General features: G+C 70.7%; 19 protein-coding genes. 11 read left to right on the top strand and 8 right to left on the bottom strand.

Features of this window, described 5'->3' with window-relative positions; translation table 11 throughout:
- Positions 1–17: 17 nt before the first annotated feature.
- The 3 genes from AC6CHX_RS13015 to gabT are packed head-to-tail and all read right to left on the bottom strand — an operon-like array spanning position 18 to position 3972.
- Positions 18–1469, bottom strand: a complete 1452-nt coding sequence (locus AC6CHX_RS13015) for an aldehyde dehydrogenase family protein (RefSeq protein ID WP_498273147.1) — start codon at positions 1467–1469, stop codon at positions 18–20.
- Complete coding sequence (locus tag AC6CHX_RS13010; protein WP_498273146.1) at positions 1469–2650, bottom strand: acyl-CoA dehydrogenase family protein; 1182 nt, start codon at positions 2648–2650, stop codon at positions 1469–1471. Before AC6CHX_RS13010 ends, AC6CHX_RS13015 begins: the two co-directional genes overlap by 1 nt.
- Positions 2647–3972: a 4-aminobutyrate--2-oxoglutarate transaminase gene (gene gabT, locus AC6CHX_RS13005; RefSeq protein ID WP_498273145.1), complete on the bottom strand. Its 1326-nt coding sequence runs from the start codon at positions 3970–3972 to the stop codon at positions 2647–2649. The genes AC6CHX_RS13010 and gabT overlap by 4 nt, the downstream gene beginning before the upstream one ends.
- An 89-nt stretch (positions 3973–4061) precedes the next feature.
- On the opposite strand from gabT, the gene AC6CHX_RS13000 reads away from it, so the two are divergent.
- Positions 4062–5414 (top strand): PucR family transcriptional regulator, encoded by a 1353-nt coding sequence (locus AC6CHX_RS13000; RefSeq protein ID WP_498273144.1) that lies wholly within the window; start codon positions 4062–4064, stop codon positions 5412–5414.
- Here the strand turns inward: AC6CHX_RS13000 and AC6CHX_RS12995 are convergent.
- Together AC6CHX_RS12995 and AC6CHX_RS12990 are read right to left on the bottom strand one after the other, a co-directional pair.
- On the bottom strand, positions 5411–6562 hold the full coding sequence (locus tag AC6CHX_RS12995) for a CaiB/BaiF CoA transferase family protein (RefSeq protein WP_498273143.1): 1152 nt from the start codon (positions 6560–6562) through the stop codon (positions 5411–5413). The genes AC6CHX_RS13000 and AC6CHX_RS12995 overlap by 4 nt on opposite strands.
- Positions 6559–7578 carry a LacI family DNA-binding transcriptional regulator gene (locus AC6CHX_RS12990; RefSeq protein ID WP_136042713.1) on the bottom strand — a complete coding sequence of 340 codons (1020 nt, stop codon included), beginning with the start codon at positions 7576–7578 and terminating at the stop codon, positions 6559–6561. Before AC6CHX_RS12990 ends, AC6CHX_RS12995 begins: the two co-directional genes overlap by 4 nt.
- A gap of 141 nt (positions 7579–7719) precedes the next feature.
- Between AC6CHX_RS12990 and AC6CHX_RS12985 the strand changes: the two genes are divergently transcribed.
- Genes AC6CHX_RS12985 through AC6CHX_RS12940 form a run of 10 tightly spaced genes read left to right on the top strand, consistent with a single transcriptional unit; the run spans position 7720 to position 18300 of the window.
- The gene (locus AC6CHX_RS12985) at positions 7720–9747 is read left to right on the top strand and encodes a primary-amine oxidase (protein WP_136042714.1); all 2028 of its coding nucleotides are present in this window, start codon (positions 7720–7722) and stop codon (positions 9745–9747) included.
- Between the two features lie 36 nt (positions 9748–9783).
- On the top strand, positions 9784–11394 hold the full coding sequence (locus AC6CHX_RS12980) for an ABC transporter substrate-binding protein (RefSeq protein WP_498273142.1): 1611 nt from the start codon (positions 9784–9786) through the stop codon (positions 11392–11394).
- A gap of 1 nt (position 11395) precedes the next feature.
- Positions 11396–12361 carry an ABC transporter permease gene (locus AC6CHX_RS12975; RefSeq protein WP_452325966.1) on the top strand — a complete coding sequence of 322 codons (966 nt, stop codon included), beginning with the start codon at positions 11396–11398 and terminating at the stop codon, positions 12359–12361.
- Positions 12358–13242 carry an ABC transporter permease gene (locus AC6CHX_RS12970; RefSeq protein WP_498273141.1) on the top strand — a complete coding sequence of 295 codons (885 nt, stop codon included), beginning with the start codon at positions 12358–12360 and terminating at the stop codon, positions 13240–13242. The genes AC6CHX_RS12975 and AC6CHX_RS12970 overlap by 4 nt, the downstream gene beginning before the upstream one ends.
- A complete protein-coding gene (locus tag AC6CHX_RS12965) occupies positions 13239–14234 on the top strand; it encodes an ABC transporter ATP-binding protein (protein WP_498273140.1) in 996 nt (331 codons plus the stop codon). The genes AC6CHX_RS12970 and AC6CHX_RS12965 overlap by 4 nt, the downstream gene beginning before the upstream one ends.
- Positions 14231–15022, top strand: coding sequence for an ATP-binding cassette domain-containing protein (locus AC6CHX_RS12960; protein ID WP_498273139.1), 792 nt, complete (start codon positions 14231–14233; stop codon positions 15020–15022). The genes AC6CHX_RS12965 and AC6CHX_RS12960 overlap by 4 nt, the downstream gene beginning before the upstream one ends.
- Positions 15019–16038, top strand: a complete 1020-nt coding sequence (locus tag AC6CHX_RS12955) for a P1 family peptidase (RefSeq protein WP_498273138.1) — start codon at positions 15019–15021, stop codon at positions 16036–16038. The genes AC6CHX_RS12960 and AC6CHX_RS12955 overlap by 4 nt, the downstream gene beginning before the upstream one ends.
- Positions 16008–16685, top strand: a complete 678-nt coding sequence (locus tag AC6CHX_RS12950; RefSeq protein ID WP_498273137.1) for an FMN-binding negative transcriptional regulator — start codon at positions 16008–16010, stop codon at positions 16683–16685. The genes AC6CHX_RS12955 and AC6CHX_RS12950 overlap by 31 nt, the downstream gene beginning before the upstream one ends.
- On the top strand, positions 16682–17779 hold the full coding sequence (locus tag AC6CHX_RS12945) for a C45 family autoproteolytic acyltransferase/hydrolase (RefSeq protein ID WP_136042722.1): 1098 nt from the start codon (positions 16682–16684) through the stop codon (positions 17777–17779). The genes AC6CHX_RS12950 and AC6CHX_RS12945 overlap by 4 nt, the downstream gene beginning before the upstream one ends.
- A complete protein-coding gene (locus AC6CHX_RS12940; protein ID WP_498273136.1) occupies positions 17776–18300 on the top strand; it encodes a hypothetical protein in 525 nt (174 codons plus the stop codon). The genes AC6CHX_RS12945 and AC6CHX_RS12940 overlap by 4 nt, the downstream gene beginning before the upstream one ends.
- A 116-nt stretch (positions 18301–18416) precedes the next feature.
- On the opposite strand, the gene purH is transcribed toward AC6CHX_RS12940, so the two are convergent.
- The 3 genes from purH to AC6CHX_RS12925 all read right to left on the bottom strand — a co-directional run bounded on the left by purH (position 18417) and on the right by AC6CHX_RS12925 (position 22104).
- A complete protein-coding gene (purH, locus tag AC6CHX_RS12935) occupies positions 18417–20024 on the bottom strand; it encodes a bifunctional phosphoribosylaminoimidazolecarboxamide formyltransferase/IMP cyclohydrolase (protein ID WP_498273135.1) in 1608 nt (535 codons plus the stop codon).
- 35 nt (positions 20025–20059) lie between these two features.
- On the bottom strand, positions 20060–20647 hold the full coding sequence (gene purN, locus AC6CHX_RS12930; protein WP_136042725.1) for a phosphoribosylglycinamide formyltransferase: 588 nt from the start codon (positions 20645–20647) through the stop codon (positions 20060–20062).
- A 65-nt stretch (positions 20648–20712) separates the two neighbouring features.
- Positions 20713–22104, bottom strand: coding sequence for a cell division protein PerM (locus AC6CHX_RS12925; protein ID WP_498273134.1), 1392 nt, complete (start codon positions 22102–22104; stop codon positions 20713–20715).
- Between the last annotated feature and the right edge of the window lie 65 nt (positions 22105–22169).

Raw genomic sequence — 22169 nt, 5'->3', positions numbered from 1 at the left:
CGGAGGCTGCCCGCCGCTCAGCCGCGGAGGTAGACCGTCGCGGTCTCCGTGAAGAACTCCCTGGCCGCCGCGCCCTGCTCCTTGGGGCCGAGGGCGCTCGACCCGCTCCCGCCGAAGGGAACGTGCAGGTCGGCGCCGGCCGAGGCCGAGTTCACGTGGACCACGCCTACGCGGATGTCTTCGATCGCGGTGAGCGCCTCCGCCAGCCCTGTCGTGAAGACGGCGGTGGAGAGCCCGTACTCGCTGTCGTTCACGAGCGCGATGCCCTCGGCGGTGGACGAGACGCGTCGGACGCCGACCACCGGGCCGAACAGCTCTTCAGTCCACAGCTCGCCCGGGTCCTCCTCGTCGAGCTCGAAGATGGACGGCGGGATGAAGTAGCCCTCGGCGAGATCGCCGTCGGAGTACGGCTCCGGGGCGACGACCACCTTCGCCGAGGACCGGGCGCGGACGAGGGCCGCGGCCACGCGGTCTCGGGCACCGGCGTCGACCACGGGCCCGACCTCGACGCGCTCGTCCTGCGCATCGCCCACGACCATGCGCTCGGTGCGGATCGCGAGTCGCCGCAGGAACTCGTCGGCCACGGCCTCGTGCACGATCACCCGCGAGGTCGCCGTGCACTTCTGCCCCGCCGCACGGAAAGCCCCCAGCGCCACCTGCTCGACGGCCACGTCGAGGTCGGCGTCTGCCAGCACGAGTGCGGCGTTCTTGCCGCCCAGCTCGCCCTGGAACGGGATGCCGCGTGCCGCGAGCTGCGCGGCGATGATGCGCCCGACCTTCGTGGAACCGGTGAAGGTCACTGCGTCCACCTCCGGGTGCGACACGATCGCCTCCCCGACGGCGGCGGTGCCGTTCACGAGGTTGAGCACCCCGTTCGGGAGCCCGGCCTGCTCGAGCGCCTCGGCGAAGCGCATCGCCAGCACGGGGACGAAGGTCGCCGGCTTCCAGACCACGGTGTTCCCCCATACGAGGGCGGGGGCGAGCTTCCAGGCCGGGATGGAGATCGGGAAGTTGAAGGGCGTGATCGCTCCGATCACCCCGACCGGGCGACGGATCACGAGGATGCGCTCCCCCGGACTCGGCGACTCGAACAGGCCGCCGCTCTGACGCTCGACCTCCTGCGCATGGAAACGGAGGATGTTGGCGGCGTGCCCGGTCTCGGCGATCGCCTCGACGAGCGTCTTCCCCTCCTCGCGCGCCAGCTGACGCCCCCACTCGTCGCGGTGGGCCTCGATGATGTCGGCCGCCCGCAGCAGGATCGCAGCACGCGAGCGCGCGGGGGTCCTGCGCCACCCGTCGAAAGCTGCGCGCGCGGCGGAATAGGCGAGGTCGACGTCCGCATCGGATGCTCCCGGCCCCTCGCCGACGACGTCGTCGGGTCGGCTCGGGTTCACGTCGATGAGAGGGTCGCCTGCACCCTCCACCCAGGCGCCGTCGATGAAGTGGCGGATTTCGAACGTGGTGCTCATCATGCTCCCTCGGAGGCGGTGCTGCGGAAGGCGGAGAAACCGGTGATGTGGGCGCCGAGCACCAGTGTGTGGACCTCGTCGGTGCCCTCGTAAGTGCGCACCGACTCGAGGTTCGCCGCGTGGCGCAGCGGCGAGTAGTCGCCCGAGATCCCGTTGCCGCCGAGGATCGTCCTCGCCTCTCGGGCGATCGCGATCGCCGCGCGCGTGTTGCCGAGCTTGGCGACGGAGATCTGGTGGGGCTGAAGCCTGCCGGCATCCTTGAGCCTGCCGAGCCGCAGCGCGACCAGTTGCGCCTTCTCGATCTCGACGGCCATGTCGACGAGCTTCTGCTGGGTGAGCTGGAACGCCCCGATCGGCTGGTTGAACTGGATACGCGTCTGCGAGTAGGACAGCGCCGTGGCGTAACTGTCACGGGCGGCGCCGATCACGCCCCAGCCGATGCCGTAGCGCGCCTCGTTCAGACAGGAGAAGGGCGCGCGCAGACCCCTGGCCTCGGGAAGTCGGGCTTCCGCGGGGAGTCGCACATCGGTCAGCGTGATGTCGCACTGGATCGAGGCCCGCATCGAGAGCTTGGGGGCGATGGGTGTCGCCACGAATCCGGCCGAGTCCGTCGGGACGAGGAATCCGCGCACCCCCTCGTCGGTCTGCGCCCAGATGATCGCGACCTGCGCGATGGAGGCGAGACCGATCCAGCGCTTGGCGCCGTTGATCACCCAGCCGTCACCGTCCCGTCGCGCGAACGTCGTCATGCTCGACGGGTCCGAGCCGGAGTTCGGTTCTGTGAGGCCGAAGCAGCCGATGGCCTCTCCCCGCGCCATCTGCGGAAGCCACTCCTGCTTCTGGGCCTCGCTGCCGTGTTTGTGGATCGCGCTCATGGCGAGCGAGCCCTGCACCGAGACGAAGGTGCGCAGTCCCGAATCCCCCGCTTCGAGCTCCATGGCCGCCAGTCCGTATTCGACGGCACTCCGACCACCGCAGCCGTAACCGTCCAGGTGCATGCCCAGCACGCCGAGTTCGGCGAGTGCCGGGACGAGCTCCGTCGGAAAGACGGCCCGGTCATACCAGTCGGCGATGTGCGGACGGACTCTCGCGTCGACGAATGCCCGCACGCGGTCGCGCGTCGCCCGCTCGTCGTCGCTCAGGAGCTCGTCGAAGTCGAGCAGATCGGGAACGGTGCTCATGCGGCGGCCTCCTCGGCGGCGATGGATCGGATGGACGCGGCGAGGATCTCCAGACCGGCGTTCAGGACGTGCTCCTCGATCACGAGGGGTGGCAGCAGCCGGATGACGTTGCCGTACGTGCCGCAGGTGAGCGCTAGCACGCCCGCCGCGTGGCACGCCGCCGCGACCCGCTGCGCGAGGTCCGGTCTCGGCGCGAGCGTCTTCGGGTCTGCGAACTCCACGGCCATCATGGCCCCGCGTCCGCGGACCTCGGCGATGACATCGATCTCGGCGCGCAGTGGCTCGAGATGACGGCGGATGGTCTGCTCGATGCCGACGACCCGCGGCATCAGACCCGGCTCGTCGAGCACGTCGAACACCGCGAGGGCGGCCGCGCAGGCCAACGGGTTGCCCGCATAGGTGCCGCCGAGGCCGCCGGGGTGCGCGGCATCCATGATCTCCGCCCGCCCGGTCACCGCGCTCAACGGCAGCCCGCCGCCCAGCGCCTTGGCGGTCAGCGTGATGTCGCCGGCAACGCCTTCGTGCTCGCTCGCGAACAGCCGGCCGGTGCGTCCGAGCCCGGACTGGATCTCGTCGACGACCAGGACGATCCCGTGCTCGTCCGCGATGCGACGGAGCCCCGGGAGGAAACCCGGCGCGGGGACGACGAAGCCGCCCTCGCCCTGGATCGGTTCGACGACCAGGGCCGCGAAGTGCTCGGGACCGTGCTCGAGGATGAGGCGTTCGACCTCGGCGAGCGCGGGCTCGGCCCCCTCTCCGCGCAGGGGATTCGCGTTGGGTGCGCGCACCACGGCGTCGGGGAAGGGTCCGAAGGATGTCTTGTACGGATGCTCTTTCGCCGTCATCGCCATGGTGAGCAGAGAGCGCCCGTGGTACGCCTCGTCGATGACGAGCACGGCGGGGCGGCCGGTGTGGGCTCGCGCGATCTTCACGGCGTTCTCCACCGCCTCGGCACCGGTGCTGAACAGTGCGGTGCGCTTGTCGAAGTCGCCGGGGACGTGCTCGTTGAGCCACTCGGCGACGCGCACGAAGCCCTCGTACTCGGTCACCATGAAGCAGGTGTGGGTGAAGAGCTCGAGCTGCGCGGCGACGCTGGCCCGCACCTGCGGATTCGCCGCCCCCACGCTGGTCACCGCGATGCCGGATGCGAGATCGATCAGGGTGTTCCCATCGACGTCCTCGAGCGTCGAGGCGCCGGCTCGCGCGATGAAGACCGGGAGGGTGATGCCGAAGCCGGCGGCGACCGCGGCTTCGCGCTGGGCGTGGAGCTCGCGCGACCGCGGTCCAGGGATCTCGGTGCGAAGGAGGGGAACTGTCGTCATGGGGACGACGCTAGAAGGTGCACCCACTCTCCGGGAGAACACTTCGCCCAGTGTTGGCGAGAGAACTGTGCATCACGCACACTGGATGCATGGTCTCCCTCGGCGAACTCGTGCGCACGGCCGGCAGTTCCCTGCGCCCTCTCGCTCCGTTCGATGCCGCGCGGACGATCACCGGGGTGCACGTGTCGGAACTCGACGACCCCGGTCGTTATCTAGACGGCGGCGAGCTGCTGCTCACCACCGGCATCCCGCTGCACGGCCGGCCGGTGGACGCCTACGTCGACAGACTCGAGGCGCAGGGGATCGGCGCGATCGGGATCGGGCTCGGCGAGGGCTGGGACGATGCGCCCGCTGCCCTCGTCGAGCGCTGTCGCGCGGTCGGGATCCCGGTGTTCGCCGTGCCGGACGGTGCGCCGTTCCTCGATGTCTCCCGGGCGTTCTGGTCGATCACCGGGCGCAGCGGCCAGGACGAGGCGCTGCGCACCGCCCACGCGCACACGCGGCTGGTCCAGGCCGCGACGACCGCCGATCCGATCGCCGGGATCGTCCGCCAGATGGCGCAGGCCATCGGCGGATGGGTGGCGTGGCTGCCCTTCGATCCCGGAGCGTCTGGCGGCACGCTGCATCCCGCTTCTCTGGAAGGGCTGCTACCGGCGGTGCGCGCGGATGTCGAGAGATCACTCCTGCGCTCCGGCGTCGAGGCCGCGTCGTTCGTGTCCCAGGGTTCGATCGTGATGGCCCACGCCGTCACCGACGGCGAGCGCACCCGTGGCGCACTGGCTCTCGGAGCCGGCAGGCCGCTGGCGAACGCCGACCGCCAGCTCGCGCTCACGGCCACCGCTCTCCTGCGACTCCTCACCGTGCGGGCGACCGCGACGCCGGACGCTGGAGGGTGGTTCACGATGCTCGCACTCCGCGGCGAGGTGGCGGCTGCGCGGGCACTGGCCGCCGCGGCCGATCTCACGCTGCCGCTCGAGTTCCGCGTGCTCGTCGGCAGCGACGTTCCGACCGGCTTCGGAGCGGTGCAGGACGGCGTGCGCGTCGCCCTCGTCCCCGCCGATGATGGGGACCCCGACGCCGAAATCCGGGCGAGCACCGGCGTACTCAGCGCTCCCGTCGTGCTCGACGATGTCCCCACCTCATTCGCCAGGGCCCTCGCCCTGCACCGTCGCGCGTCGGGAACCGCCCTGGTGATCGAGTCCGAACCGAGAGCGACCCGCTGGGCTGCCGCGCTCGGCGACGCGGACCCGATGTTGCAGCGCACCGTGATCGCCTATCTCCGGCACCGTCAGCAGGCCGAGCGAACAGCGCGCGAACTCGGCGTGCACCGCAACACCGTGCGGCCGCGCATCGCCGCGGTCGAGCGGCTCCTCGACGTCTCGCTGGACGACCCGGATGTCGCGGCCGAGCTGTGGCTCGCGCTGCGGGATCGCGCGCTCTAGGCGGGATTGTCGAGCCAGGCGCGCACTCGCTCGTCATGCTCGCCGAGGCGCGGTGGGGCGGCCGCGACCACCGGGATCTCCGGGATCCACGTGAGCGGCGACCGGATCTGGCGCGAGCGCCGACCGTCCTCGCCCACGGCGTCGCGGACGGGGTCGAGACCGAGGCGTTCCGCCAGCGCGATGCCCTCCCCCACGCTGTTCACCACTCCGGCGGCGACGCCGACGCGGTTCAGGCGCTCCGCCCAGACCTCCGCGGTGTCGCCGACCAGTGCTTCCTCGAGTTCGATCACCAGCTCCTCACGGTGGGCGACCCGGTCGGAGTTCCGGCGGAAGCGCTCATCGGCCGAGAGCTCGGGCCGGCCGAGCTCCGCGACCATCTTCGCGAACTGCGCGTCGTTTCCGCACGCGACCGCCATCGGCGCATCCGCGCAGCGCAGTGACTCGTACGGGGCGATCGAGGGGTGCCTGTTGCCGAGCCTTCCCGGCTCCGTTCCGGCTCCGAGATGCGCGGACACCTGGTTGACGAGTGCGGCCTGGAGGCTGGAGAGCAGGTTCACCTCGACCCTCGAACCTCGTCCGGTGAGCTCGCGTCGGCGCAGCGCGGCGAGGATGCCGATCACGGCGTCCTTGCCGGTGAGCACGTCGACGAGCGCCACCCCGGCTTTCATCGCCTCGCCGTCCGGCTCGCCCGTGATGTGCATGAGTCCGCCGACCGCCTGCGCGACGAAGTCGTAGCCGGGGAGGTCCGCACCCGCACCCAGGCCGAAGCCGCTGACCGACACGGAGATGAGGCGGGGGTGGGCTGCGGAGAGGGTCTCCCCGTCGAAGCCGAGCCGGGCGAACAGCCCCGGCCGGAAGTTCTCGATCACCACGTCGCTGCGGGCGATGAGTTCGAGCGCCCTGGCGCGATCCGCCGGGTCGGTGAGGTCGAGCGTGACCGACTCCTTGCCGCGGTTCGCCGACTCGAAGTACGTGGTCATGCCGGATTCGGCATACGGCGGTCCCCACGCCCGCGTGTCGTCCCCGGTCTCGGGGCGCTCGACCTTGATCACGCGTGCGCCCAGATCGGCCAGGGTCATCGTCGCCAAGGGGCCGGCGAGCACGCGGGAGAAATCCGCGACGATGATGCCGTCGAGCGGCGCGGTCATGCGCGCACCCGCAGCGGATGCGCGGTGGAGTCCCTCGCGACGACAGCGATCGGGAACTCCACGTCCGCCCCGGGCTCGGCCCGCCCCTCGAGCAGATCGATGAGCAGCTCGGCACAGGCGACGCCCGAGTCCCGCGGACGAAGGTCGATCGAGGTGATCGAGGGCGTCAGGAAGGGCAGCGAAGGGTGGTCGACACAGGAGACGACCGTGATGTCCTCCCCGATCGTCCGCCCCTGCCGCCCCAGCACGGCGGCCACCTCGATCGCGCTCGAGTCCGGGCCGCAGATGATCACGTCGGTCTCGGGATGCGTCTGCAGGACGCGCTCCGTGGCCGCGCGCACCGCGGGCCACGATGCCTCGAACGACACCGGAGCGATGACCGGTTCGAGACCGCGCGCCGCACATCCGGCGCGATAGCCCGACACCAGCTGACGCGACCAGTCGGTCGCATCCGGGGCGACGAGCAGCGCCGGATGCCGCGCACCGGTGACGTCGATCTCGTCGAACAGCCGCAGCATCCCGGCCTCGTGAGAGGACCAGACCACGCCGGCTGGCGTGCCGGCGACGTCTTCGGGGAGGTGCTCCTGCGTGACGACGGGGATTCCCGACCCCATGAGCGAGGGCAGACCGGGATCGCCGGACAGCGGGTCTCCGATGATGAGCCCGTCGGCGCGGATGGGTCGCGATCGTCCGGACGACACGGACGGGCTCACGATGGTCACGTCGATGTCGTGGGCGGCGGCGCTGGTGACGATGCCGAACGTGAACGCCATGTAGTACGACGACCGGGAGACGACCTCGGGGAGGACGATCCCGATCGTGCCGATGCTGCCGCCGCGCAGGTGCCGGGCGGCGGTGTTCACGGAGTAACCGAGTTCGGCCGCCGCCGCCAGGACCGCCTCGCGCGTGGCCGGGGAGACGCGACCGCCGCCGCTCAGCGCATCGGACGCGGTGGTCTTCCCGACCCCTGCGCGCCGTGCGACGTCGATCAATCGGGCGCGCCGTGGCTCTTGCATGCGGCCGAGTCTAACCACACGCGGCGAGCCGTAATCCACTCGAAACAGTTCGGGTCTTGCGCTGTAACACGTTCATCGCATACTTTTGCCGGAACGTTCCGGCACACAGACGTTCCCGAACCGACATCCGATGGAGACTCCATGAACTGCAGCTGTTCCCCGTCCGACCACGCCTCGCGCTCGCGCTCACTCGGCGACGAGTCCGGTGCGCCGTATGCGACCCTCTCGGCGGACGAACTGCAGCGGGTCGCCGAGACGCTACGCGCCCACGGTGCGCTGGACGAGGCGCACCGGATCGCGTACGTCGGACTCGACGAGCCGGACCGCCACGAGGTCGCCGCCGGACGTCCGGTCCCCCGCCGTGCCCGGGTGCAGCTCCTCGAGACCGACACCGGGCGCGCTCGCGCGATCTCGGTCGACATCGGCACCGGCGAGCTCGCGACGGACGTCGACATCGACCCGGAGCACGACGGGCAGGTGCCGCTGCTCCAGGAGGAGCACGCGATCATCCGCGAGCTGATCGGCACCGACGAGCGCTGGGCCACCGCCCTCGCCGCCCGCGGCATCGACGACCCGAGCACGGTCGCGCTGGCCGGCCTGTCGGCAGGCCGCTTCCCGATCGAGGGAGAGAGCGGGCGACGGCTCGCTCGCGTGCTCGGGCACCACCAGCCCACTCCGCAGACCATGCCCTGGGCGCACCCGATCGACGGGCTGGTCGCCTACGTCGACGTCGCGAGCCGCACCGTGGTCGACGTCATCGACGTGGGCGTCATGCCGATCCCGCAGGAGACCGGCGACTACCACGTGCCCGGCACGTTCGGTCCGGAGCGGACCACGCAGAAGCCCATCGTCATCACGCAGCCCGAAGGTCCGAGCTTCTCCTTCGAGGGCGACGTGATCTCCTGGGAGAAGTGGTCCCTGCGCATCGGCTACGACATGCGGGAAGGGCTGATCCTCCACGGCATCGGCTTCGAGGACGACGGGCGGGTCCGCCCCATCGTGCACCGCGCATCGATCGCCGAGATGCTGGTGCCGTACGGCGACCCCGGACCGGTGCGGTTCTGGCAGAACTACTTCGACACCGGCGAGTACCTGCTCGGCCGGCTCGCCAACTCCCTCGAACTCGGCTGCGACTGCGTCGGAGACATCACCTACCTCGACGTCCCGATCGCCGACGCGCGCGGCAACGTGAAGATCCTGCCGAACGTGATCTGCGTGCACGAGGAGGATGCCGGAGTGCTCTGGAAGCACACCGAGCAGTTCACCGGATCGAGCGACGTCCGCCGCCAGCGCCGGCTGGTGATCTCCTTCTTCGTCACCGTTGGCAACTACGACTACGGCTTCTACTGGTACCTCTACCTGGACGGCAAGATCGAGTTCGAGGCGAAGGCCACCGGGCTCGTGTTCACGGCCGCCTACGACGAGCGCACCAGCAGGTTCGCGAGCGAACTCGCCCCCGGTCTCGCCGCGCCGTACCACCAGCACCTGTTCTGCGCCCGACTCGACATGGCGGTCGACGACGGGCCGGCCGTCATAGACGAGGTCGACGTGCACGCCCTCCCCGTCGACGACGACAACCTCCACGGCAGCGCGATCGGCTTCACGAAGACGCGTCTGCGCAGCGAGCTCGAAGGTCGACGGCGAGCGGATGCCCGGGTCGACCGCACATGGCGGGTGAGCAGCGCGACGGCCACCAACCGACTCGGCCGCCCCACCTCCTACGTCCTGACCCCCGAGAGCAAGCCCGTGCTCCTCGCGCAGCCCGAGTCGGTCATCGCCTCGCGTGCGCGCTTCGCGACCGCCGACCTCTGGGTCACGGCCTACGATCCCGACGAGCGCTACCCCGCCGGCGATGTCGTCAACCAGTCGGCACCGGAGCAGGGACTTCCCGCGTTCGTCGCCGACGATGCGTCCCTCGACGGCGCCGACCTGGTGCTGTGGCACACGTTCGGCCTCACTCACTTCCCGCGCACCGAGGACTGGCCGATCATGCCGGTCGACACCTGCGGGTTCACGCTGAAGCCCCACGACTTCTTCGACCGGAACCCGACCCTCGACGTCCCGGTCTCCCCCCGCGCATGCGCCTGCGACCACGCAGGCGTCGGCGATGCACCACCCGAGCACCATCTGCATCACCTCTCTGTCCGCCCGTCGTCGCACGACGCCTGACCCGGCGCGTCCGACATCCCGAAGGGAAACACCGACATGCACACAGCAGCTCGAGCGGGAGTGGCCGCCGCCACCGTCGCGATCCTCGCCCTCACCGGATGCTCCGCCGGGGCATCACCCGACGCCGAACCGACACACGCCGAGGCGGCCCCCGGCTTCCTCGCCGTCGCCGACGAGGGGTTCGACGCCGGCGGAGACCTCGTCGTCCAGGTCGACTACGACACCGCCGAGGCGAGCGGCCTCGACCCGCAGGGGGCCGCCACCGCACGCTCCTGGATGCTGGAAGGGCTCTCGTACGAGACCCTCACCACGATCGATGAGAACCTCGACGTCGCTCCCAAGCTCGCCACCTCGTGGGAGACCCCGAGCGACACCGAGTACGTGTTCACGCTCGCCGACGACGCCGTGTTCTCGAACGGGCGCCCCATGACCGCGGCCGACGTCGTCGGAAGCCTGCAGCGCCTGGTCGACACCCCGACCACGTGGACCGGCCAGCTCGGCCCGATCGCCTCGATCGAGGAGACCGGGGATCTCGAGGTCACGGTCACCCTGTCCAGCCCGTATGCGCCGTTCCTCGCGGCACTCGCCAACACTCCGGCCGCCATCCTGCCCATGGCCGAGATCGAGGCCGGCGAGATCGACATCGCGACCGAGATGGTCGGCACAGGGCCGCTCGTCGCGACCGCGCACCGCCAGGACGAGGAGTGGACGTTCGAGCCGAACACCCACCACCCGGATGCCGAGGCGCTCGGCTTCTCGACGCTCACGATCGACATCGTCGGCGACGAGGCGACCCGTGCTGCGGCGCTCCGTGACGGATCCGCCGACTTCGCCGTGCTGAACTCCATCGACTCCGCCGAGCTGCTCGCCAATGCCTCGGACGTCACGGTGGTCGGGCAGCGCAACACCGACTTCCACTACCTGATGATCAACTCCCTGACCGGCGACGAGGCGCTGCAGGATCAGGAGGTGCGCTTCGCGATCAACACCGCCATCGACCGTGACGCGATCAACGAACTCGCCTTCGGCGGATCGACGGCGGCCACCGGGGTCACGCCCGCCGGCCTGCCCGATGCCTGCATCGCAGCCGATATGCCGTCGGCGAAGCGCGACGCCGCCGCGGCCAAGGCCGTGATCGACGGGGTCGGCGGGCTCGAACTCGACCTCGTCGTGTACACGGACGAGCCGGTGCTCGCGCAGATCGCGCAGGTGATGCAGCAGAACCTGGCGGAGATCGGGGTGAAGGTCGAGATCCAGCAGGTCGACTATGCGACGTACTCCGACCAGGTGTACGGCAGCCCGGCCGACTTCGACCTCGCACTCAGCTGGTTCGCCGGATACGCGGACCCGGCGATGGTGACGACCTGGTGGAACCCCGAGGTCGCCGGCTTCTCCGCGGTCTTCATGAAGGGGAGCGACGAACTCGACGCGCTGATCTCGGACGGGTACACCACCGCGCCCGGCGACGACCGCGCAGCCGTCTTCCAGGACCTGTGCGCACTCGCCGACGAGCAGAGCGAGATGGTGCCGCTGGTGCTGCGCCCCTCCACGATCGGGTGGAACACCGAGTCGCTCTCCCCGACGCTGAGCAGCGACGAGGGCTACGGCGACTTCCTCCGCTACATCACCGACTTCCGCGCCAGCTGACATGACCGTCGCTCTGTGGTCCCTCCGGCGCATCGGCGCCGCACTGCTGACGTTGGTCGTCGTCTCGGTGCTGATCTTCGCGTCGGTGCGTCTGATGCCGGGAGACTACATCGACCTCGTCCTGGGTCCGCTCGCCACCGAGGCGCAGCGGGCCCAGGCGGTGGCCGCATCCGGACTCGACGATCCTGTGGTCGCGCAGTACTTCCGGTGGCTCTTCGGCGTCTTCACCGGCGACCTCGGCTACTCGTTCGTGTCGAACGTGTCGGTGTCCGAGGAGTTCGGCGCACGGCTCCCCGTCACGGCGACGATCGCGCTGCTGACGATCGTGGTCACGCTCCTGGTCGGCATCCCGCTCGGCTTCCTCGCCGCGCTCCGTTCCGAGGGCTCGGCCGGGGCGGTCGGCCGCATCGTCAGCGCGCTCGGCATCAGCATCCCGGAGTTCCTCCTCGCCGGACTCGTCGTCTTCGCCGTCTCCACGCTGGGGCTCGGAGTGTCGGTCGGGCGGTTCGCCCCGTTCGCCGTCGACCCCGCACGATTCTTCGGCTCGCTGGTGCTTCCCGTGACGGTCCTCGCCGTCGGCTGCGTGGCCGTCGTCGCACGCAACACCAGGGACGCCGTCATGAACGTGCTCGTCGAACCGCACGTGCAGGCGGCCGTGGCGCGCGGCGAGACTCCGGGATTCATCGTCCGCCACCACGTGCTGCGCAACGCCGCAGCGCCCATCCTCACCATCGTCGGAGCACTGGTCGCGGTGCTGCTCGGCGGCACGGTCATCGTCGAGTTCGTGTTCGACATCCCGGGCATGGGCTCGTACCTGCAGACCGCCCTCGGCAGACGCGACTACGCGATCGTGCAGAGCGCGGTGCTGCTCGCGGCCATCGTCTTCATCGTCGCGAGCCTGCTCGTCGACCTCATCGCCAACGCGCTGGATCCCCGCCTGCGCCTCACCGGAGGGAGCAGCCGATGACAGTCGCACCCACGGCCACGCATCGCATCCGCGCCGCCGGAGAAGCGTCCAGGGGCGCGTGGCGCCGCAGCGACGCGGTCCTGCGCACCGCCATCGTCGTACTGAGCGTCATCGTCCTCGTCACCGTCTTCGCGGTGCTCACCGGGCTGACCGGGTCCACGGATGCCACGGTGGCCGGCCGCCTCGAGGGTCCGTCCGCGCTCGCTCCGCTGGGTACCGACAACCTCGGGCGGTCGCTGCTGCCCCGACTCTTCCAGGGAACCGCGACGACGCTCGTGGTCTCGATCGTCGCGGTGCTCTGCTCGGCGTTGGTCAGCACCCTGCTCGGAATGCTCGCGGGCTACTACGGCGGAGCGGTGAACGAAGCGGTCATGCGCGTCGCCGATGTGCTCTACGCCTTCCCCGCGCTCGTGCTCGCGATCCTCGTCTCGGCGCTCCTCGGCCCTGGACGACCGGCCGCGATCATCAGCATCGTCGTCATCACGATCCCCCTCATGACCCGTGTGGTGCGCATCGCGACGCGCGCGGTCGCCGAGCGGGACTTCATCGTGTCGGCGCGCATCAGCGGCGTGCGCACACCGGTGATCTTCGCCCGCCGACTCCTGCCGAACATCTCCGGCACCATCGCTGTGCAGGCGAGCTACGCCCTCTCCGTCGCGATCCTCGTCGAGGGCGGGCTGAGCTTCCTCGGATTCGGCGTGCAGGTGCCGGAGGCCTCCCTCGGCCTGCTCATCCAGCAGGGCATGCTCTACATGACGCAGGCTCCGCAGCTGGTCATCATCCCCGGCGTCGTGCTCGTCATCTCGATCCTGTGCATCAACATCATCGGCGACGGCCTCCGCGACCGATTCGAACCGCGAGAGACGAGGTCCCTCCGATGACCGCCGTACGCATCAGCGACCTGGCCCTGGAGTTCACCGGGGCGACGACCGTCCGCGCCCTCGACGGCGTCGACCTCGAGGTCGCCGCCGGCAGCTCCGTCGCCATCGTCGGCGAGTCCGGGTCGGGCAAGTCCACGCTGGCCGCGGTCATCGGGCGCCTGCAGCCCCGCTCGGCGCGGATCGTGCGCGGTGAACTCGAGGTCGACGGGATCGACGTGCTCGGACTCGGGCACGAGGCGCTGCGTACCTATCGCCGCGACACCCTGGCCTACATCGCACAGGACCCGATCGGCTCGCTCGACCCGACCATGCGCATCGGCGCGCAGCTGAAGCTCGTGCTCCGATCTGTCGGCGACGACGGCTCCCTGCCGCGCCAGATCGAGCTGCTGGAATCGATGCGCATCGCCGACCCCGGCCGCGTGGTGCGGCTCTTCCCCCACCAGATCTCCGGCGGGATGGCGCAGCGGGTGGCGATCGCGATGGCCATGTGCCGTCGACCGAAGCTGCTGATGGCCGACGAGCCCACCGCCGCCCTCGACAGCCAGGTGCGCGAGGAGGTGATCCGGCTGCTGTTCACGCAGGCGCGAGAGCAGGGGACGACGATCCTCTGGCTGAGCCACGACCTCCCCGCCGTCGCCCGCTGGTGCGACGAGGTGGCCGTGATGTATGCGGGTCGAGTGGTGGAACGCGGACCCGCAGCCGCGGTGCTCGGCAGCCCGGTCCACCCCTACGCCCGCGCCCTGGCCGCCACCGATCCTTCCCGGGCCCGGCGCGGCGAGCGCCTGTCCAGCATCCCCGGCTCCCCGCCCGTGTTGCACGGCGAGTCCGAGGGCTGCGCCTTCGCCGCGCGCTGCGCCCACCGCATCGACGCGTGCGACGTGATCCGTCCGGAACCCGTGCCTCCACGGCACAGCCTGTGCATCCGCACCGCCGAGCTCGTCGACGCCGATCGCCGGGCGCGACTGCTGCCCGAGGAAGAGGTCTCCGCATGAGCACCGCAGATGCAGCCGTCTCGCCCGCAGCCACACCCGTCATCGAGCTCGACGATGTCGACGTCGCCTTCATCTCCGGCTTCGGAGCGGGGCGGCGCGAGGTCAGGGCCATGTCGCATGTCTCCTTCGCGGTGAGGCCCGGCGAGACCCTCGGCCTCGTCGGGGAATCGGGCTCGGGGAAGACGACCACGGGCGCCGTGGTGCTCGGCCTGCAGCGCCCCGACTCGGGGAACGTGCGATTCCAGGGCGCGCCGCTCGCTCGCAGCCTGCGCTCCCGGGCCGGCCGCATGCAGGCCGTCCTCCAGCATCCGCGCTGGGCGCTCGACCCCCGTTCCACTGTGCTCTCCTCTGTCCTCGAACCCGTGCTGGTGCACGAGCGGCGCAATGCAGCGGTCGAGGAACGAGCGATCGCCATGCTCGACCGTGTCGGACTCCCCGCGTCCTTCGCCGCCCGCCGACCGCATCAGCTCTCGGGCGGTCAACTGCAGCGGGTGAGCGTGGCGCGGGCGCTCGTGACCCACCCGGCGTTCATCGTCTTCGACGAGGCTGTGAGCGCGCTCGATGTATCCGTGCAGGCGCAGATCCTCAACCTCATCCAGGACCTGCAGGCCGAGCACGGCTTCGCGGCGCTGTTCATCTCGCACGACCTGGCCGCCGTGCGGTACATCTCCCACCATGTGGCGGTGATGCGCGCCGGCGAGATCGTCGAGCATGCGCCCACCGACGTGTTCTACGACCTCCCCAGCCATCCCTATTCGCGTCAACTGTTCCAGGAGCTCTCATCGTGACCGACACCCACCGCCTCGCCCCCGTCGTCCCCGCGGGTCCCCGTCGCTCCAACGGCGACTACGCCCTCTCCCCCGTGCACGGCACGGACCGCGGGCAGGTCGAGTACGACTTCCCCGGGGTGCTGCTCGGCACCGCAGAGTACGAGGAGGGACCCACCGGGGCGACGGTGCTGTCGATCCCCGCAGGCGCGCGGACGTTCACCGACCGACGCGGAGGGGCGGTCGGTGCGAGCGGCCTCTACGGCTACAACCACGCGATCTGCCTCGCGGGCGGATCGGTCTACGGGCTGTCGGCCGTGGCCGGGGTGTCCGAGGCGCTCTTCGAGCGCACGGACCACCGCTCCGGCTTCGACCAGCTCCAGCTCGTGTCCGGCGCGATCATCTACGACTACTCGGTCCGCGACAACTCGGTCTTCCCCGACGCCGCTCTCGGCAAGGCAGCACTGCAGGCGGCACGTCAGGGTGTGGTCGAGATCGGTCGCGTCGGCGGCGGAGCATCGGCCTCCTCCGGCAAGGTCGATCCCGCCCGTGTCGAGTTCACCGGGCAGGGCGTGGCCTTCCGCAAGGTCGGCGATGTGAAGGTGCTCGTGGTGACGGTGCTCAACCCGTACGGTGTGATCCTCGACCGGCAAGGCCGCATCGTCCGCGGCAACTACGACGGCACCACCGGCGAGCGCCGGCACCCCGCACTCGACTACGAGGAGGCGATCGGCGAGTCGCGCCTGCTCGACTCCATGTCCGGCAACACCACGATCACGGCCGTGGTCACGAACGTGCAGCTCTCCGACGTCGAACTCAAACAGTTCGGGCTTCAGGTACACAGCTCGATGCACCGCGGCATCCAGCCGTTCCACACCCCTCTCGACGGCGACACCCTGTTCGCGCTCACGACCGACGAGGTCGCCCTCCCCGAAGACCCGGGCACCTCCCGTGGTCGGCTCTCGTTGAACTCCACCGCGGTCGCGACCCTGGCGGGCGAGACCGCGTGGGACGCGATCCTGTGCGCGGCGGGCTGATCGTGTACGAGTTCGAGAAGTATCTCGCCCCGTCGCAGCATGAGGTGAACGAGCTCGTGCGTCGCCATCCGTTCGCCCTGATCGTCTCCAACGGCGGCGGCGCGGCCGGCGCACCGACGGTCACGCACACGCCGATCATCATCGAGCGGATGGCGGAGGACGGCGGCTTCGTCGGCGGTGAGCTGCTAGGGCACATCGCGCGGAAGAATCCGCAGTGGCAGCAGATCGCAGACGGCGATGCGGTTCTGCTGGTGTTCTCCGGGCCGCACGACTACGTCTCCCCCACGACCTATGCCGACGACCCGAACGTGCCGACCTGGGACTATGCCGCGGTGCACCTCACCGCCCGGGTGACCGTGCTGGAAGACCCCGCCGACGGGATGCATGTGGTGACCCGCACGGTGTCGGAGTTGGAGAGCCTCGAACCCACCGCATGGGACATGACGAGCTCGCTCCCCACGTTCGAGCGCATCGTCGGAGGGATCGTGTCGTTCCGCTTCGAGATCCTCGAACAGCGCGCGGTGTTCAAGGTCAGTCAGGACAAGCCCCGCGAGGTCCGTCAGCGCGTCGCGGCCGCGTCGCGCGCACGCGGCTGCCCCTACGGCGACGTCGCCGAGCTCGTGGAGCGCATCGGAGGAGAGGCATGATCGTCCACGAGTGGACGTCGGAGACGGCCGACCAGCACCACGAGGGTCGCCGCTTCGGCGCGCACTGGGCGCCGCAGATGCTCGCCGCGCGCGACTCGTACCTGCGACTGTTCGGGCAGTCGGGTGTCTCCGCCGAGCAGGCGCGGAACATGGCCGACGAGTGCCGCGAGATGATCGAGACGCACGCGCCGGAGGTCGCGGAGGAGTTCCGCGGCGTCGCCGAAGGGAGCGGACTCGCGCTCACCGATGTGCACCTGCTCACGGCACGCACCGAGATCCTCGCCCGGATGACTCCGTCGATGGAGTGCTCGACCGCCGTCTATGTGCCCGATGACGCGACGCCGCCGCGCACCCTGCAGACCTGGGACTGGCACGAGACGCTCTCGAACGAGACGGTCGTGCGGCGACTGCACTCGGCATCCGGCGCCCGGGTGGTGACCTTCTCCGAATTCGGTCAGCCCGCGAAGATCGGCGTCAACGACCGCGGCCTCGGCGTGCACTTCAACATCCTCCACCATCGCAGCGACGGGACTCAGGCGGGAGTGCCCGTGCACGTCCTCGCGCGGATGATCCTGGACGGGGCGCGCACAGTGGCCGAGGCCGCCGCGATCGCCCGGTCGGTGCCTCTCGCCGCCTCCAGCGTGCTCACGGTCGTCTCCTTCGACGGCGAGACACCCGAGGCCGCCGCCGTGGAGGTGTCACCGGCGGGAGTGGCCGTGCTGTCCGCCCCGCGCGGACGGACGCTCGCGCACACGAACCACTTCCTCGATGAGACCCTCGCCACGGGTGAGTACTCCCCCTATGAGACGACGAGCGTTCCGCGGTACCGGTGTCTGACCGATGCGGGGGAACTCGCCCGCATCGTCGACGACCGCGAACGGGCGCTTGCCTTCGGTGCGATCCCGGAGGCCCCGATCTCGGTCCGCGCTCGGCCCGAGCAGCCAGAACACCTGCGCTGGGAGACGAAGCTCACGGTCGCGCTCGACGTGGCACGAGGTGCGATCGCCTTCGCCGCCGCGGCACCGGCCGATGTCGCGACCGCGGAGTGGCGGCGGGTCGGCGTGGCGGATGAGCTCGTCCCGGCCGGACGGTGAGCGGCCTCCTCCATCTCGGTGCGCTCGTCCCCGCCGCGATCGGGGTCGGCACCCTGGTCCGGATGCGCAGAGACGCCGGTCGAGCCGAGCTCCTCGCGGCCGCACTGATGCTCGTAGGCATGGCGGATGCGATGACGCTGTCGCTCCTGCCGCCGGTCGTGTGGTTCGCCGCGCTGGTCGCCACGGCTCTCGCCCTCGCCGCAGGGCGCCGGGCGCGCCCCGTCCCCACCGCGCGGCCGGGTGCGATGCTCTCCACCCACCTCGCCTTCGGAGTGATCTCGACCGCGGCGCTGATCCTCCTCATGCCGGCGATGACGTCATCGCCTCCTGCGGTGCTCGCGCCTTCGCACGCGCACGGCGCGAGTTCGACGATGCCGCAGCTGGTGAGCGCGGGTCTGGCGCTGGGCACGCTCGCCCTCACCGTGGTGGCGTTGCGCGCCGAGCGCTCCTGGCCGCATCGGCTTCATCACGTCACCATGGCCGCGTCCACCGTCGCGATGTGCGCGATCGTCGCCATCTGAGGGGCGTCCGTCCTGCCGTTCCGAGACCCCGACACACCGCCGAGACCCCGGCCTGCACGCGTCGGCAGGCCGGGGTCTCGGCGAGAAGCGGGGGTTTCGGCGCGCACGCCGGCCGCTCAGTGGAAGAAGTGACGCTCCCCCGTGAAGAACATCGTGACGCCGGCCTTGCGGGCCGCATCGATGACCTCCTCGTCGCGGACCGATCCGCCGGGCTGCACGATGGCCGTGACGCCGGCGTCGATCAGCACCTGCGCACCGTCGGCGAACGGGAAGAACGCGTCCGACGAGGCGACCGAACCGGCGGCACGGTCTCCGGCGCGCTCGACCGCGAGGCGGCAGGAGTCGACGCGGTTGACCTGGCCCATGCCGACGCCGACCGTGGCGTTGTCCTTCGCGAGGACGATCGCGTTCGACTTGACGGCGCGGCAGGCCTTCCACGCGAAGATGAGGTTCTCCATCTCCTCGTCGCTCGGGCGCTCGCCCGACACGAGCTCCCAGTTCTTGGCGACGGAGCCGATGTCGTCCGGGAAGCGGTCGGCATCCTGCAGCAGCAGTCCGCCCGAGACCAGGCGCACGTCCATGCGCTCCTGCTGCCAGTCCTGCGGGAGCTGCAGCAGGCGCAGGTTCTTCTTGGCCTTGAACACCTCGAGGGCGGCGGGCTCGAACGACGGCGCGACGATGACCTCGGTGAAGATGTCCTTGAGGTTCTCGGCCATCTTGAGGGTCACGGTGCCGTTCGCGGCGATGACCCCGCCGTAGGCCGAGACCGGGTCGCACTCGTGCGCGCGCAGGTGAGCGCTGGCGATCGGGTCGAGGGCGTTGGGGGCGGTCGTGGCGATGCCGCACGGGTTGGCGTGCTTGATGATCGCGACGGCCGGCTTGACCATGTCGTACGCGGCACGCAGCGCGGCATCCGCGTCGACGTAGTTGTTGTACGACATCTCCTTGCCCTGCAGCTGGGTGGCCTGGGCGATGCCGTGACCGCCGGCGCGGGTGTAGATCGCGCCGCGCTGGTGCGAGTTCTCGCCGTAGCGGAGGGTCGCGAGGCGCTCGGCCTGGATCGTGAGGTGTGCGGGCAGGTCGCCGGGCTCGGTGAGCGTGCCCTCGGCGAACCACTGGGCCACCGCGGTGTCGTAGGCGGCGGTGTGCGCGAAGGCGCGGGCCGCGAGCTCGCGACGCTGCGCGACGGAGGTGCCGCCGGCGGCGACGGCCTCGACGATCGCGGGGTATGACTGCGGCGACACGACGATCGCGACGTTGGCGTGGTTCTTCGCCGCGGCGCGCACCATGGCGGGACCGCCGATGTCGATCTGCTCGACCACGTCGTCACCGACCGCGCCCGAGGCGACGGTCTCGACGAACGGATACAGGTTCACCACGACGAGCTCGAACGGCGCGATGTCGAGCTCCTCGAGCTGACGCTGGTGCTCCTCGAGGCGCAGGTCGGCCAGCAGGCCTCCGTGGACCTTCGGGTGCAGCGTCTTCACGCGACCGTCGAGCATCTCGGCGACGCCGGTGACGGCGGCGACATCGGTCACCGTGAAGCCGGCATCGCGGATGGTCGCGGCCGTCGACCCGGTCGAGACGATCTCCACCCCGGCCTCGGCGAGAGCCGCCGCGAGGACGAGCAGATCGGTCTTGTCGCTCACCGAGACGAGCGCGCGCCGGATCGGCACGGTGTCGCGATCGCGGTAGAGCGTGGGGTCGTGGCGGGGGCCGGCCATGATGGGCTCCTTCGTGCGGGGGCGTCGGGTGGGGGTCAGGAAGAAGAGGTGAGGGGAAGGTCGCCGGTGGCGATCCCGCGGACGACGTCGATGAGCAGACGTCGTTCGACGGGCTTGATGCGCTCGTGCAGGCTGTGCTCGGTGTCGCCCTCGAGGACGGGCACGCGCTCCTGGGCGAGGATCGGTCCGGAGTCGACACCGTCGTCGACGACGATCACGCTGGCACCGGTCTCGGTGACGCCCGCGGCGAGCGCGTCGCGGACGCCGTGCGCTCCGGGGAACTCCGGCAGGTATGCCGGGTGCGTGTTGATGAGGCGCGGCGAGTACTGCGCGACGAGCGACGGCGGCAGCAGGCGCATGAGTCCGCTCAACACCACGAGGTCGGGGTTCCAGACGGCGAGCTGGCGGGCGAGCTCTTCACCCCAGGCCTCACGGCTCTCGTGCTCGTGCCACGGCACCGTGAAACTGGGGATGCCGAACTCCTCGGCGTGGGCCAGCCCGTCGGCTTCGCGGTCGGCACCCACGACGATCACCCTGGCGGGGAAATCGGGATGACGAGCGGCCTCGAGGAGGGCGCGAAGGTTCGAGCCGGTGCCCGAGATGAGAACGGCGACCGTGAGCACGCGCCCAGTCTACCGGGGTGTGCATACTGCTCCCGCCCGGTGTCCGGACCGCTCGCATGTCGTCGTCAGTCGCGCGGTTCCGCAGGATTCCGCGGCGGCGGGAGGAACCCGCGCACGTCGTCGAGCGGAGCCGTGTCGTCCGCGGCGGACATGCCCGCGGAGGGCGCACCGGATGCCTCTCCCGCGATGACGACGGCGTTCGGGTCGAGCTCGGTCATCTCGGCGATCCAGCGGTCGGTCCGTTCCTCGGCGAGCTCATCGCGGTTCCGAGGAGAGAGCAGGAGGATGGCAGCCCCCAAGAGGACCTCCGCGCCGAGCGCGAGAGCGAACGGATAGACCGCCGGCCCGACGACCGCCAGCCGCCCCGGACCCATCGAGCCGTTCGCGAGGGCCGCGGCGAGACCGCCGATCCCCGCGCTCAGGGCCGCGATGCCGACGGCGATCACCGCACGCTGCAGCATCCCGAGCGGCGTGCCCTCCCAGACGAGGCGCGAGCGCACCGCCCAGCCGGCGAACGCACCGGCGGCGATGGGGATGAGCACGACGATCAGCATCCAGATCGAGCTGTTCTCCGGCAGCAGCCCGAACACGGGGATGCCGGGGACCACACCGAGCTGCGTACCAGCGGGCGACACCGCCGTTCCGGCACCGACCGCGAAGCCGGGACCGGCGATCCACGCCGCCGTCCACACGAGCATGGTCGGCAGGTAGGCGAGCTGGGCGAGCGTCATCACCGTCGCGCCGAGGGCGTCGACCCTGGCGGCCTGGAACAGCGCCACCACCTCGCCGCCGCGGAACAAGACGGTCACAGCCAGGGCGAGGGCGGATGCGCCGGCGACCCCGACGAGCGCGAAGGCCGCCCCGCGCACGATCGCCGCCGGAACGGGCGCCCAGTTCTCGCGGGCGTCGAACCAGTCGTGCAGGCGGTCGAGGATGCCGCCGTCGCCGTCCTCCCACGCGACGCGCACCGCCCCGCAGAGCACACCCACGAGGTAGACCGCGGCAGGCAGGATGATCGCCGGCGCCAACGGCGTCTGCGCCGCCTGCAGCCGTGCGCTCAGCGCGACGCCCACGGAGATGAGGGTGAACACCGCGGCTCCGGTGAGCGAGCCCAGCAGCCACGCGCCCGCCTTCGCCGCCCTGCTGCCCGAACGCGCAGCGAAGAGCAGTGTGAACAGGAGGAAGGCGAGCGGTGTGATCGACACGACGAAGTTCGCCGCCGCGGGTGGGATCGCGAGCGCGACCAGGAGCGCGTCCGGGATCGTGATCGTCAGCGGAACTCCGTGACCGAACTCCCAGAGGGTCCCGGTGAGCGGCCAGAGCGCCCCCCAGTCGGCCGTGACCCCGAAGGCGACCGTCCACAGCAGCGTCAGCGGAGCCAGCAGCACGACGAGACCGACCGCCGCGGCGATGGCGGCGTCGAAGGCGGCGAGGAGCGCGACGAGGAGGCGTTGCATAGCGTTTCGAGACTACGACGAGTTGCCGACGAAGCCCTGGGGGCGCGCGTGGGGTCGGCGACACG

This window comes from Microbacterium sp. GQ128, from assembly GCF_059758615.1.
Note: the sequence above shows the minus strand (reverse complement) of the source record. Positions and strands in the feature narration are given on the sequence as shown.

Coding starts and splice junctions, on each gene's coding strand:
- AC6CHX_RS13015 (WP_498273147.1), bottom strand. CDS start 1,469: ATGAGCACCACGTTCGAAATCCGCCACTTCATCGACGGCGCCTGGGTG.
- AC6CHX_RS13010 (WP_498273146.1), bottom strand. CDS start 2,650: ATGAGCACCGTTCCCGATCTGCTCGACTTCGACGAGCTCCTGAGCGAC.
- gabT (WP_498273145.1), bottom strand. CDS start 3,972: ATGACGACAGTTCCCCTCCTTCGCACCGAGATCCCTGGACCGCGGTCG.
- AC6CHX_RS13000 (WP_498273144.1), top strand. CDS start 4,062: ATGGTCTCCCTCGGCGAACTCGTGCGCACGGCCGGCAGTTCCCTGCGC.
- AC6CHX_RS12995 (WP_498273143.1), bottom strand. CDS start 6,562: ATGACCGCGCCGCTCGACGGCATCATCGTCGCGGATTTCTCCCGCGTG.
- AC6CHX_RS12990 (WP_136042713.1), bottom strand. CDS start 7,578: ATGCAAGAGCCACGGCGCGCCCGATTGATCGACGTCGCACGGCGCGCA.
- AC6CHX_RS12985 (WP_136042714.1), top strand. CDS start 7,720: ATGAACTGCAGCTGTTCCCCGTCCGACCACGCCTCGCGCTCGCGCTCA.
- AC6CHX_RS12980 (WP_498273142.1), top strand. CDS start 9,784: ATGCACACAGCAGCTCGAGCGGGAGTGGCCGCCGCCACCGTCGCGATC.
- AC6CHX_RS12975 (WP_452325966.1), top strand. CDS start 11,396: ATGACCGTCGCTCTGTGGTCCCTCCGGCGCATCGGCGCCGCACTGCTG.
- AC6CHX_RS12970 (WP_498273141.1), top strand. CDS start 12,358: ATGACAGTCGCACCCACGGCCACGCATCGCATCCGCGCCGCCGGAGAA.
- AC6CHX_RS12965 (WP_498273140.1), top strand. CDS start 13,239: ATGACCGCCGTACGCATCAGCGACCTGGCCCTGGAGTTCACCGGGGCG.
- AC6CHX_RS12960 (WP_498273139.1), top strand. CDS start 14,231: ATGAGCACCGCAGATGCAGCCGTCTCGCCCGCAGCCACACCCGTCATC.
- AC6CHX_RS12945 (WP_136042722.1), top strand. CDS start 16,682: ATGATCGTCCACGAGTGGACGTCGGAGACGGCCGACCAGCACCACGAG.
- purH (WP_498273135.1), bottom strand. CDS start 20,024: ATGGCCGGCCCCCGCCACGACCCCACGCTCTACCGCGATCGCGACACC.
- AC6CHX_RS12925 (WP_498273134.1), bottom strand. CDS start 22,104: ATGCAACGCCTCCTCGTCGCGCTCCTCGCCGCCTTCGACGCCGCCATC.